The following is a 13,110-nucleotide window of genomic DNA, read 5'->3' as shown; positions in this document are numbered from 1 at the left end:
GTCATTGGTGTACTTGCCCGTGAGGGTCCGGTCCATCTGTCTTTATCTCTCCGCATGTGAGGCTTCCGCGTCTAAACCATGAATACGGTTGATGCCAAGCGGGTCCTGGAAACCGCCCTGATCTGTGCGCAGCAGCCTTTGCAGCTGCGGGAGTTGCGCGCCCTGTTTGATGACCATCTGGGGGCGGATACGCTCAAGGAGCTGCTGCTGTCGCTGCAGCAGGACTGGACGGGGCGCGGCGTGGAGCTGGTGCAAGTGGCTTCGGGCTGGCGCTTTCAAAGCCGCCCCGAGATGCGCAGTTATCTGGATAAGCTGCACCCTGAAAAACCGCCGCGCTACAGCCGTGCGGTGCTGGAGACCCTGGCCATCATTGCCTACCGCCAGCCCGTCACGCGTGGCGATATTGAGGACATTCGCGGCGTGACTGTGAATAGCCTCATCATCAAGCAACTCGAAGATCGTGGCTGGGTCGAAGAAATTGGTTACCGTGAAACTGTGGGGCGCCCTGCCTTGCTGGCGACCACGCGGCAGTTTCTCGATGACCTGGGTCTGAAGTCGCTGGACGAGCTGCCCATGCTGGATGAGCCAGAAGCGCAGGAGTCGCTCTTTACCGCGCTGGAAGAAGACGCTGCTGCCAGTGCCGAGCCTCAGCCCTCGGCCGTGCCTGAAGGCGATTTGTTTGCCGAGCCTGCACTGCCCATGGATGCGGTGTTTGTGCCCCTGGCATCAGACAGCGAAGCGGCTGCCCCGCAGACCACCAACGAACAGCCCGAGGCTGAAACGCCTGCTGCTGAACAGTCCGCAGCACCCGCCGAGCCACAGCAAGACTGAACGCAGGCTTGCTGCCCACAATTTGAATGAATGCGTCTGCCGACCACAAGGGCTGGCGCGGAAATGGAAATCATGACCAAAGAAACCAAGCCAGCACGTCGTGCCCCACGTGCCGAAGCAAATACTCCAAAGAATATAGCTCCTGAGGCAGAAGTCATGCAGGTTGAAGATGCCTATGACTTTGAATCCGTTATTTCTGGGGCGCTGGACGCTGCAGAAAATGAAGCGGAAAGCCCTGCTGCCGCTGCCAAGCGTGTGCTCAAGCCTGAAGCGGAGTCGCCCAAGCTGCACAAGGTGCTGGCGCAGGCCGGTCTGGGTTCGCGCCTGGAAATTGAGCGCTGGATTGGCGAAGGCCGCATCACCGTCAATGACGAACTGGCCCACGTCGGCCAACGCATTCAGCTGGGTGACAACATCAAGGTCGATGGCAAGCCCGTCAAGGTGCGTATTGCCCCGCCCGCCGTGCGCGTGCTGGCCTATCACAAGCCTGTGGGTGAGGTGGTGACGCTGGACGACCCCCAGAACCGCCCCACTGTATTCCGTCGCCTGCCCAAGCTGCCGGTGGGTAAATGGCAGTCGGTGGGCCGTCTGGACCTGAACACAGAAGGTCTGCTGCTGTTTACCAACTCCGGCGCACTGGCCAACAGCCTGATGCACCCCCGCTTTGGTCTGGAGCGCGAGTACGCCGTGCGCGTGCTGGGTGCGCTGACCAAGGAAGAAAAGCAGCTGCTGACCACGGGTGTGAAGCTCGAAGACGGCGAAGCCTCCTTTGGCTCCATTGAAGATGGCGGCGGCGAAGGTGCCAACGTCTGGTACCGCGTGACCATCTCCGAAGGTCGCCACCGCGAAGTGCGCCGCCTGTTTGAAGCCGTGGGCCGTGCCGTCAGCCGTCTGATCCGTATCCGCTACGGCGCCATGTTACTGCCCCGTGGCCTGCGCCGTGGTGCATGGATGGAGCTGGACGAAAAAGACGTGCAGGCGCTGGTCAGCGCCGCAGGTGTGGCCCTGCCCAAGCCCGGCAAGCCTTCGACGCAGAACACGGTGCGCCGTGCTTCGGACCGTGCAGGTTCGCGCAACAAGGCGCGCGTCAATGCGGCAGAGGAAGAGCGCTTCCTGCGTGCCCGCCGCTCTGCCAAGGGTGGCCCCAAGCGCACCAGCAACAACAACTACCAGCTGCCCACCACGAGCAGCAAGCCCGATCCATTGAAGACATCGGTGGGCTACATCGGCAGCGACAGCCTGGCACGTGCGCGTGCCGAGCAAAAGCGCAAGCCCCGTGGCCGCCGCTGATCCATGCAAAAACGCGCTTGCCAACCAGTTTCTAGGGTTGGCAGCGCACCGCTAGAATCAAGGGCTTTGGTGCGACACGTCGTGTCGCTCTGCTTAGATGGAGCATATCCATCTGCAACGATTCAGCCTTTGAAAATCGTACGGTCAGACCTCCCAAGGGTCGGACTCAAGGCACATTCTTCCTACCGGCTGAACCCAATCGGGTCAGCACTTGTCACACAGAACATCGGTTCGCCGACTGTTCTGCACCTGCGTGGGCGCTTCGCTCATGCCAGACTGCGGGTCACGTTTTCACGTGCACCCGGGTCGCTTCACACCTTTAACCGACACCACAAGTGTCTGGATTCAAAGCAGAGCATCCTCTTTTGGGAGGTGTTCGATCGTGCATGCGATTTGACAATGGAAGAAACCGCAGAGCGCAGCTCTGATCTGCCTTGTCGTACAACCTAGCAATGGGTTGCTGTGACCTTGTGTGCGACCACAAGTAGCCTACGGTGACGTGCAGGACCAGTAATGGGTCTGTGCGAAGCTCACCTGACAATGCTCCCTACGTTTGTAGCGAAGGCAATCCGTGAGGATGTCTTTGGAAACTGCCAGCAGAAGGGCGGTGAAGGGGCTAGGCTAGTTCCGCATGGGCAACGTAAAGTGAATCATCGTTTGAACCTGGGTCATGATTGAGTGGCCAAATCTGCTGATAGGCCATAACCAAAAGGTGTGCTGCCGGTATCACCTGTCAAAACTAGGTGATCGTCGTCACAAGGCAGTCCCAGGAGAGATGAGTCCTAAACGGATAGACGGGAAGCGGTGTGCGCCGCTGAATGTCGGTAGATCGGGGAACGTGGTAAGCCCCACTGTCCGCCCGCACGCCTAGGCGTGCGGGCAGGGAAACCGTAAGGCAACCTGTTGGATGAGGGGGTATGGGATAGTGGAAAAAGCGAAGGGCTGCCTGTAATGGGTGGCATAGGGGTTCTTGCCCTGACGTGAAAGCGTGCCCACTTCCACTTGGTGCAACCGTCGTTAAACGACTGCATTTGTTTAAACCTAACCCGAAGGGATGGTGTGCGCATCCCTTCGGGGAGACGTGCGCCTTCTTGCTGGGTTTTACTTGGTAGGAGGAAAGCATGAGAAAACTCACCGGCGACGGCGAATCTGCGTCCTCACGCGAACCGCAAGACTGGCATGCCATTGATTGGCGCCGGGTCGAGCAGTTTGTGAGAACGACGCAGAGACGTATAGCGAAGGCTACGCTGGAAAAGGATTGGCGCAAGGTGAAAGCTTTGCAACGGTCTTTAAACCACTCGTTTTCCGCCAGGGCACTGGCGGTGAGACGAGTCACTGAAAACCAAGGCAAGCGAACGGCGGGAGTCGATCGCCAGCTGTGGGATTCACCTGCCCTGAAACGGGCGGCGATAGGTCGATTAAAGCAGCAACGGGGGTATAGAGCTAAACCGCTTCGGCGGGTCTATATCCCCAAATCCAACGGAAAGGAACGCCCTCTGGGAATTCCTACGATGTTGGACAGAGCCATGCAGGCGTTACACCTGCTGGGTCTGGAACCTGTGGCGGAAACCACGAGCGATCCGAATAGCTACGGCTTTAGGAGAAATCGTTCGACGGCGGATGCTATGGGGCAGATATTTGTTTGCACCTCACGAAAAGCTTCGGCTCAGTGGGTGTTGGAAGCGGATATCGAAGGTTGCTTTGACCATATCAATCACGAATGGCTGGTGCGTCACGTTCCTATGAACAAGACAATCTTGCGTAAGTGGTTGAAAGCCGGAGTGGTCCATCAGGGCCGCTTATCGCCAACCGAGGAAGGAACGCCGCAAGGCGGAATCATCTCGCCAACTTTGGCGAATATGGCGTTGAACGGGTTGGAGGGCGGTCTTATTGAGCACCTCGGTGCGAGATTTGGACGCTCGAAGATCAAAGGGCTTAAAGTCAATGTGATCCGGTACGCCGACGATTTTGTGGTTACAGGTAGCTCCCGGGAGCTTCTGGAATCCGAGATCAGGCCGTGGATAGAAGCATTCCTTGCACAACGAGGGTTGCGGCTGTCGCTGGAAAAGACCAAGGTCGTGTACATGGACGAGGGCTTTGATTTCCTGGGGTGGAATTTCCGAAAATACAAGGGAAAACTACTCATCAAACCGAGCAAGAAGAACGTGAAAGCGTTCTACAGCAAGGTGAGGGGAATCCTGAAGACGCACATATCGGTGAAGCAGGAGGATCTCATTGCCAAACTGAATCCAGTCCTTCGGGGTTGGGCGCAGTACCACCAGCCGGTGGTGGCGAAAGAGGCCTTCAGTCGGATGGATAGCCTGATCTACTGGCGCCTTATGCGTTGGTCGAGACGGCGGCATCCGAATAAGTCTCGGTCATGGTGCAAAAGCCGTTACTGGCAGCGCATCAAGGAGCGGGACGAGTTTGCTGCGACCGTGAGGGCGGAAGGAGGTTCGCGCACGTGGAAACTGTTGAAGCTTGCTGATACAGAGATCGTGCGACACGAGAAGATCAAGGGGGAGTACAACCCCTTTGACCCTGCTTGGGAGGTGTATGGCGAAAAGTTGCGTACGAAACGCATGCTCAAGAGCATGTCGTACCAGTACGAGACTTCGATGCTGTTCATCAAGCAAGACGGGCGTTGTGCGCTTTGCGCAGAACCACTGGACTACGAAGGCGGATGGCATGACCACCACATTGTTCGCAAGGTGGATGGTGGGTCAGACGCTATGTCCAATCGGGTGCTTCTGCATCCGGTCTGTCACACACGGCTGCACGCTCTTGGGCTGACAGTTACGAAGCCGGCCTGAAAAGGCTTTGATTCTGGTTTGGTTGCAGACTCTGAGTAAAATCGTGAGTTTTGCCGCGGGACTAGATTGTTGTGCTTGAGCCGGATGCGATGAAAGTCGCAAGTCCGGTTCTTAGGGGGGGATGGTTCAGTAATGAACTGTCCCTACCCTACCCGATTCGGCAAAAAATACATCCATTTTCATTAGGAAATCCAAATGGCTATCGAACGCACCCTCTCCATCATCAAGCCCGACGCAGTTGCCAAGAACGTGATCGGCCAGATCTACACACGTTTCGAAAACGCTGGTCTGAAGATCGCTGCCGCCAAGCTGGTGCACCTGTCTCGCCAAGAAGCTGAGCAGTTCTACGCTGTGCACAAGGAGCGTCCTTTCTTCAAGGATCTGGTTGAGTTCATGATCTCCGGCCCCGTGATGATCCAAGTGCTGGAAGGCGAAAACGCCATCCTGAAGAACCGTGAGCTGATGGGCGCTACTGACCCCAAGAAGGCTGAACCCGGCACCATCCGCGCTGACTTTGCTGACAGCATCGATGCCAACGCCGTGCACGGTTCCGATGCTCCTGAAACTGCTGCTGTGGAAGTTGCCTTCTTCTTCCCCGGCATGAACGTTTACGCACGTTAATTGCTGTGAATCCCATGCTGGCCGTGCTTGCTGTTGCGGCGGCACTCCTGCATGGGAGTGTCGCCCTGTGAGTGGTCCGGGGTATTGCTATATGACCACCAATCTACTGAATTTTGACCTCCAGGGCCTTGTCGCCTACTGCGAATCGCTGGGGGAAAAACGTTTCCGAGCTACGCAACTGTTCCGCTGGATCCACCAGCGCGGTGCGAGCGACTTTGACCAGATGACCGATCTGGCCAAGTCCTTGCGCGAAAAGCTCAAGACCCAGGCTGTGATCGAAGGCCTGCCGGTGATTACCCAGCACGAATCCCAGGACGGCACCATCAAGTGGTTGTTCGACGTGGGTGACGGCAATGCGGTGGAGTCGGTCTTTATCCCTGAAGATGACCGCGGCACGCTGTGCGTGTCCTCGCAAGCGGGTTGTGCGGTGGGCTGCCGTTTCTGTTCCACCGGCCATCAGGGCTTTAGCCGCAATCTGACCACGGGCGAAATTCTTGCCCAGCTGTGGTTTGCCGAGCACTTCCTGCGCAAGCACCTCAAGACCGAAGAGCGCGTGATCACCAATGTGGTGATGATGGGCATGGGGGAGCCCATGCAGAACTACTCCGCCCTGGTGCCCGCGCTGCGCACCATGCTGGACGACCATGCCTATGGCCTGTCGCGCCGCCGCGTGACCGTGTCCACTTCCGGCGTAGTGCCCATGATGGACCGCCTCTCTCAGGACTGCGCCGTGGCGCTGGCCGTGTCGTTGCATGCGCCCAATGATGCGCTGCGTGACAACCTGGTGCCCCTGAACAAGAAATACCCGCTGGACGAGCTGATGCAGGCTTGTCTGCGCTATCTGGAGTTCGCGCCACGCGACTTCATCACCTTTGAATACTGCATGCTCGATGGTGTCAATGACCAGCCCGAGCATGCCCAGCAGCTCATTGCCCTGATCGAGAAATACGGCAAGGGCAAGCCTTGGTGTAAGCTGAACTTGATTCCGTTCAATCCTTTCCCCGCTTCGGGACTGCTACGCTCGTCGAATGCAGCAGTGGCTGCGTTTGCTAAGGCCTTGAGCGATGCAGGCATCGTCACCACGGTACGCAAGACGCGCGGTGACGATATTGATGCAGCCTGCGGTCAGTTGGCTGGTGATGTGAAGGACCGTACCCGTGCGGCAGAACGCATGGCCAAGCAACGTACGATTCCTTTGCAGCCAGTTCGTTAGTCGCTTTTCAAGAAAAAGGATGTGCATGAGTGCTCTCACCTCTCCCGTAAGAAATGCAATGCGTAAAGCCCATTGGGGCGTGCTGGGATTGGTAGGGGCGCTCATGCTCACTGCGTGTGCCTCTGCCCCGCAGGTGCAGCAGCCCCAGGCTCCAGCCTCTGCGGCTGAAGAGCAGCGTCAGCGACTGGCGCAAACCCGCCTGCAGCTGGCGGCGCTGCACTTTCAGGAAGGTCGCAACGATGTGGCGCTCAATGAGCTGGAGCAGTCGCTGCAGGTCCATCCGCGCAATGCGGATGCCTACAACCTGCAGGGCTGGATTCATCTGGCTCGCGAAGACCATGCCGCGGCACGCGCCAGCTTTGACCGTGCGCTGAGCTTGCGTCCCAATGATGCAGACACGCTCTACAACATCGGCTGGCTGCTGTGCCAGCAGCGCCAGTTTGTGCAGGCCGATCAGCACTTCGACGCATCGCTGGCAGCGCCGCGCGGCAGTGATGAAGTGCGCATGCGTGCCTGGCTGGGCAAGGGTGTCTGCCTGCGGCAGGGTGGGCGTAACGACAAGGCATTGCCGGCGCTGGAAAAAGCCTACGAACTCGATCCCGGCAACCCTGCGGCTGCCTACAATTTCGCGGATGTCCTGCAGGCCACAGGGCAGGCTGAGCGCGCGCGGTTTTATGTGCGTCGCCTGAATGCTGGCCCCGCAGCTTCTGCGCAGTCGCTGTGGCTGGGCATCAAGGTGGAGCAAAGTCTGGGTGATCGTGCTGAGGTGCGGCAGCTGGCAGATCAATTACACAAGCAATTCCCTGATTCCCAGGAATGGCGATGGTTCGAGCAGGGAGCTTTTAATGAATGAGGTGGTGGTGGAGAGCGCTAATCAACAAAACAGCAGCGATGATGCAGTCATGCAGCCAAGCAGCGGACAGTTGTTGCGCCAGGTGCGTGAGCAGCAGCAGATGACGGTGCAGACCCTGGCCGCCATGCTGAAAGTGCCTGTGCACAAATTGCAGGCTTTGGAAGAGGATCGCTGGGACGCTCTGACCGACGCTGTGTTCACACGTTCGCTGGCGCTGAGCGTCTGCAGAATTCTGAATATTCCTTCCGAGCCAGTGCTGGCCGGTCTGCCCAAGCTCGAAGGCTCCAAGCTGTCTGCCAACCCCGAAGGCATCAACGCGCCGTTCAAGGACAAGACCTTGCGCTCGCTGATGTCGCCTTCGCATGACAGCAGCTCGGGCAGTGCTTTCAAGATCGTGGCAGCCTTGCTGATTGCCGTCGCTGGCAGTGCGGGTCTGTATTTTTTGCCACAGTGGCAGTCTGAAGAGCAGGAAACTGTTGAGGCAGCGCCTGCCAGTGTGGAGCCTGAGCTGATGTTTGCACCACAGGCGCCTGGTGTCGTGGTGTCTGTGCAGGAGACCACCGTTGCCGAGCAGCCAGCAGCCGCAGCGCAGGAGCCTGCACCTGCGCCCGCAGAAACGGAAGCTGCTGCGGCTGCAGTGCCGTCTGCTGATGCAGCGCAGCCTGCCGAAGCCCAGGCTGGCGCAGGCCCCCGTCTGCGTTTTGCAGCCAGCGGTGACAGCTGGGTCCAGGTGCGTGATGCGCAGGACAAAGTTGTCATGGAGAAAATGATGAAGGCGGGTGATGTCCTGGACCAGGCCGCACCCAGCCGCCCTCTGAAGGTGGTGGTGGGCAATGCCGGTGCCACCACGCTGGAGGTAGATGGCGCTGCGTTGAACTTGCAGGAGTCTGCCCGTAACAACGTAGCCCGATTTGAGGTGAAGTGAAGTGTCTGACCACACATTCCAGGCGTCGCCCATAGCGATTGCCTCGCCGCTGCCCCGCAAGAGCCGTCAGGCTCGCGTGGTGTGGCGCAACAATATCGTGACCGTGGGCGGTGATGCGCCCGTGCGTGTGCAGTCCATGACCAATACCGACACGGTGGATGCGGTGGAAACCGCCATCCAGGTGCGGCAGCTGGCCCAGGCCGGTTCGGAAATGGTGCGCATCACCGTGAATACGCCCGAGGCGGCTGCGGCTGTGCCTTACATCCGCGAGCAGCTCGACCGCATGGGCGAGTACGTGCCGCTGGTGGGTGACTTCCACTACAACGGCCACCGTCTGCTGACCGATTACCCGGCCTGCGCTGAAGCACTGTCCAAGTACCGCATCAACCCCGGCAACGTGGGCAAGGGCGACAAGAAGGACAAGCAGTTCGGCCAGATGATCGAGATCGCGGCCAAGTACGACAAGGCCGTGCGCATTGGCGTGAACTGGGGCTCGCTCGACCAGGAAATCATGGCCGAGCTGATGGACGCTAACAGCAAGCGTGCCCAGCCCTGGGAAACCCGTCAGGTGATGTACGAGGCGTTGATTACGTCGGCCATCAGCTCTGCCGAGCTGGCGAAGAACATCGGTCTGAACCCTGACAACATCATCCTGTCGTGCAAGGTCTCCGGCGTGCAGGACTTGATTTCTGTGTACCGCGAACTGGCCCGCCGCTGTGACTACGCGCTGCACCTCGGTCTGACCGAAGCGGGCATGGGCACCAAAGGCACGGTGGCTTCCACTGCCGCCCTGTCTGTGCTGCTGCAGGAAGGCATTGGCGACACGATTCGCGTCTCGCTCACGCCCCAGCCTGGTGAAGCCCGTACGCAGGAAGTGGTCGTGGCTTCGGAAATTCTGCAGTCCCTGGGGCTGCGTGTGTTTGTGCCCAGCGTGACGGCCTGCCCCGGCTGCGGTCGCACCACCAGCACCACCTTCCAGGAACTGGCCAAGCAGATTGACGACTACCTGCGCGGCCAGATGCCCGTGTGGCGCATGAAGTACCCCGGCGTGGAAGCCATGAAGGTGGCCGTGATGGGTTGCATCGTGAACGGCCCCGGCGAGAGCAAGCATGCCGACATCGGCATCAGCCTGCCCGGCAACGGCGAAGCGCCTGCAGCCCCCGTCTTCATTGATGGCGAAAAAGCCATGACACTGCGCGGCGAAGGCATTGCTACGGAGTTCCAGCAGATCGTGGAATCCTATGTGCAGCGCCGCTGGGGTGGTGCACAGGCTTAATGAAAACAATAGCGGCTAGCGCTCGTGTATAAAGGCTTTCAAATATAAAACTATCTGAAAACCGCGCTAGATCAGCGTAAGCTGCTCTTATTTTTTAGAGCTGCCTTTTTGAGAGAACGACAAAGTGGCAAAGACCGAAAAACTCTCCGCCGTCAAAGGCATGAATGACATCCTGCCCGGTGAATCCGCGCGCTGGGAATGGCTGGAAGCGCAGGTGCGCGATCTGATGGGGCGCTTTGCCTACCGCAATGTGCGCACACCTATCGTGGAGCACACCCAGCTGTTCGTGCGCGGCATCGGCGAGGTGACGGACATTGTGGAAAAGGAGATGTACTCCTTTGAAGACAAGCTCAACGGCGAAAAGCTGACCCTGCGCCCCGAAGGTACCGCCAGCCTGGTGCGCGCCACCATCGAAAACAACTTGCTGTACGACGGCGGCAAGCGCATGTGGTACATGGGTCCCATGTTCCGCCACGAGCGTCCCCAGCGCGGCCGCTACCGCCAGTTCCACCAGATTGGTGCGGAAGCCCTGGGCTTTGCTGGCCCTGATGTGGATGCGGAGCTGATCTTGCTGGCCGTGTCGCTGTGGAAGCGTCTGGGTCTGACCCAGTGGCGCCTCGAAATCAACAGCCTGGGCCAGCCCGAAGAGCGCAAGGCCCACCGTGAGGCGCTGATTGCTTACCTGGAGCAGCACACCGATGTGATGGACGAAGAGGCCAAGCGTCGCATGTACTCCAACCCCCTGCGTGTGCTGGACACCAAAAACCCTGCCATGCAGGACATGGTCAATGCTGCGCCCAAGCTGCTGGACTATCTGGGCGAAGCTTCGCTGGCCCACTTCGACGGTCTCAAAGCCATTTTGGACGCCAACGGTGTGCCATGGACGGTCAACCCTCGTCTGGTGCGCGGTCTGGACTACTACAACCTCACCGTGTTCGAGTTTGTGACCGACCTGCTTGGCTCGCAAGGCACGATCTGCGCCGGTGGCCGCTACGACTACCTGATCGAGCAAGTGGGCGGCAAGCCCGCGCCTGCCGTGGGCTGGGCCCTGGGTGTGGAGCGTGTGCTGGAACTGGTCAAGGAGCTGGGCACCGATATTCCACAGCCTGAGCTGGATGTCTACGCCATCGTGCCAGACGCGGCAGCCATGCCTGTGGTGCTGCGCACCCTCACGCAACTGCGTGAAGTCGGCGTGCGCGCACAGATGCACACGGCGGGCGCCGAGGGCATGGGCTCCATGAAGTCGCAGTTCAAGAAGGCGGATGCCTCGGGCGCACGCTTTGCCCTGATCTTCGGTGGCGACGAGCTGGCACAGGGCATGGTGACCGTCAAGTCGCTGCGCGACGGACAGGGTGCGCAAGTGCAGCAATCGCTGGCCGATGTGGCATCCTGGGCGCTCAGCCTACAATCGAACGCTTAATTTGTTACGACACCAGATATGGCAACGCACCTCGACCTTGAAGAACAAGAGCAACTTGAACAGATCAAGCATTTCTGGAACAAGTGGGGCACGCCCATCACTGCCGTAGCAGTGGTGGTCATGGCCGGTTTTGCGGGCTGGAATGGCTGGCAGTACTGGCAGCAGCGTCAGGCGCTGCAGGCCTCTGCCGTGGCCGATGTGGTGGTTGCCGCGGTGGCCAGTGGTGACCAGGCGCGTGCCTTGCAGGCCTTTGACACCGTCAAGGCTGACTACAAGGGCACGCTGCAGGCCGATCATGCGGCGCTGGTGCTGGCGCAGTCCGAGGTGGATGCCAACAAGCTGGCTGAGGCCAAATCTGCCCTGCAATGGGTGGTGGACAACAGCAAGGACGAGGGCTATCAGGCCACCGCCAAGCTGCGCCTGGCAGCTGTGCTGATGCAGGAGAAGGATCTGGATGCCGCAGCCGCTTTGCTGCGCACCAGCTTCCCCGCAGAATTCAAGGGCTTGGCAGCAGATCGCCTGGGCGATGTGCTGCAACTACAAGGCAAGCCCCAGGAGGCGACTGCAGCCTATCAGGATGCATGGAAACTGCTTGCTCCGCAAGTGGATTACCGGGCACTGGTGGGCTTCAAGCTCAACGCATTGGGGCAAGCAACTTCTGACTCAGTGATCTCGACGGAGACAAAATAAGTGAATCACAGCGCGCAACACCAACAAGGTTCTCGTTTCTGGAAGACTGCTCAACGGACGGCACTGGCTGCAGTGCTGCTTACAGCCTTGGGCGGTTGTGCGTGGTTTGGATCGAGCAAGGCTCCAAAGCCTCTGGATCTCGGCCCCAATGTGGTGAACTTGCCCGTGCGTCAGGCATGGAAGCTCAGCATCTCCCCCCTTAAGGACAGCAATGTGCGCGCCAGCGTGCAGGGCGACAACGTGGTGATCGCCTCGGCCGATGGTCAGGTGGTCAGCATCAATGCCGCCAATGGCCGTGAAAACTGGCGTGGCCAGGCTGGTCAGCGCCTGCAGACTGGCGTGGGTGCCGATGGCCGTCTGGCTGCCGTTGTGACCTCGGGTAATCAGCTGGTGGTGCTCGATGCTGGTAACAAGCTCTGGAGCAAGCCGCTCAACGCCGCTGCCTATACCGCACCGCTGGTGGCTGGTGGCCGTGTGTTTGTGCTGACCGCAGACCGTGCTGTCTCTGCCTTTGATGCAGAAAACGGTGCGCACCTGTGGACCCAGCGCCGAGATGGTGAGCCGCTGGTGCTGCGTCAGCAGGGCGTGCTCATGCCTTACGGCAACGACTTGCTGGTAGGCCTGTCTGGTCGCCTCGTTGCGATGAATCCCGACAATGGCAACATCGAGTGGGAGGCGCCTATTGCTTCGCCTCGCGGTACCAACGACGTGGAGCGTCTGGTGGATCTGGTCGGTCCTGCCAGCCGTATGAGCAATGCTGTCTGCGCGCGCGCTTTCCAGGCTTCCGTGGGCTGTGTGGATGCGAATGCAGGTCGCACGGCCTGGACGCAAACTGCCAAGGGAGCAGTGGGAATTGCAAGTGATGCAGAGTACGTGTTTGGCACGGAAAGCAACGGTATCGTGCAGGCATGGAAGCTGATGGACGGTGAAAAAGGCTGGTCTGTGGACCGCCTGCAGCACCGCAAGCTGACCGCACCGCTGGTGCTGGGACGCTCGGTGGTCACAGCCGATGAGTTCGGTCTGGTGCACATGCTGTCCAAGCGCGATGGTTCACATCTGAACCGACTGACAACTGACGGAACTGGCGTGACCGTGACGCCAGTTGTGGCTGCAGATACTTTGGTCGTAGTGACCCGCGGCGGTAGCGTTTACGGCTTCCGCCCGGATTGATGAATAGT

Annotated in this window: 11 protein-coding genes; all 11 read left to right on the top strand. The window is 59.4% G+C overall.

Translation table 11 applies throughout. The features are described from left to right. Window positions 1-78 precede the first annotated feature (78 nt). The 11 genes from scpB (at window position 79) to bamB (ending at window position 13,102) form a co-directional block, all read left to right on the top strand. Window positions 79-831 carry an SMC-Scp complex subunit ScpB gene (gene scpB / locus B5M06_RS17320; protein WP_054066421.1) on the top strand — a complete coding sequence of 251 codons (753 nt, stop codon included), beginning with the start codon at window positions 79-81 and terminating at the stop codon, window positions 829-831. Between the two features lie 30 nt (window positions 832-861). Further along, complete coding sequence (locus tag B5M06_RS17315) at window positions 862-2,121, top strand: pseudouridine synthase (protein ID WP_080025131.1); 1,260 nt, start codon at window positions 862-864, stop codon at window positions 2,119-2,121. A gap of 1,121 nt (window positions 2,122-3,242) precedes the next feature. Beyond that, entirely contained in the window at window positions 3,243-4,934 is a 1,692-nt protein-coding gene (gene ltrA / locus B5M06_RS01160; protein WP_054066419.1) for a group II intron reverse transcriptase/maturase, read from the top strand. A gap of 195 nt (window positions 4,935-5,129) precedes the next feature. Further along, window positions 5,130-5,555: a nucleoside-diphosphate kinase gene (ndk, locus tag B5M06_RS01155; protein WP_054066418.1), complete on the top strand. Its 426-nt coding sequence runs from the start codon at window positions 5,130-5,132 to the stop codon at window positions 5,553-5,555. A 91-nt stretch (window positions 5,556-5,646) separates the two neighbouring features. After that, entirely contained in the window at window positions 5,647-6,768 is a 1,122-nt protein-coding gene (gene rlmN, locus B5M06_RS01150; protein ID WP_054066417.1) for a dual-specificity RNA methyltransferase RlmN, read from the top strand. Between the two features lie 58 nt (window positions 6,769-6,826). Continuing rightward, window positions 6,827-7,621, top strand: coding sequence for a type IV pilus biogenesis/stability protein PilW (gene pilW, locus B5M06_RS01145; protein ID WP_205245363.1), 795 nt, complete (start codon window positions 6,827-6,829; stop codon window positions 7,619-7,621). Continuing rightward, window positions 7,614-8,546: a helix-turn-helix domain-containing protein gene (locus B5M06_RS01140; protein WP_054066415.1), complete on the top strand. Its 933-nt coding sequence runs from the start codon at window positions 7,614-7,616 to the stop codon at window positions 8,544-8,546. Before pilW ends, B5M06_RS01140 begins: the two co-directional genes overlap by 8 nt. A gap of 1 nt (window position 8,547) precedes the next feature. Continuing rightward, complete coding sequence (gene ispG, locus B5M06_RS01135; protein WP_054066414.1) at window positions 8,548-9,822, top strand: flavodoxin-dependent (E)-4-hydroxy-3-methylbut-2-enyl-diphosphate synthase; 1,275 nt, start codon at window positions 8,548-8,550, stop codon at window positions 9,820-9,822. A gap of 124 nt (window positions 9,823-9,946) precedes the next feature. After that, entirely contained in the window at window positions 9,947-11,242 is a 1,296-nt protein-coding gene (gene hisS, locus B5M06_RS01130) for a histidine--tRNA ligase (protein ID WP_054066413.1), read from the top strand. Between the two features lie 18 nt (window positions 11,243-11,260). Continuing rightward, entirely contained in the window at window positions 11,261-11,932 is a 672-nt protein-coding gene (locus B5M06_RS01125; RefSeq protein ID WP_054066412.1) for a YfgM family protein, read from the top strand. Next, window positions 11,933-13,102, top strand: a complete 1,170-nt coding sequence (gene bamB, locus B5M06_RS01120; RefSeq protein WP_054066411.1) for an outer membrane protein assembly factor BamB — start codon at window positions 11,933-11,935, stop codon at window positions 13,100-13,102. It abuts the gene before it with no gap. The last annotated feature ends 8 nt before the right edge of the window (window positions 13,103-13,110 follow it).

The organism is Comamonas kerstersii (assembly GCF_002056725.1).
Classification (GTDB): domain Bacteria; phylum Pseudomonadota; class Gammaproteobacteria; order Burkholderiales; family Burkholderiaceae_C; genus Comamonas; species Comamonas kerstersii.
Note: the sequence above shows the minus strand (reverse complement) of the source record. Positions and strands in the feature narration are given on the sequence as shown.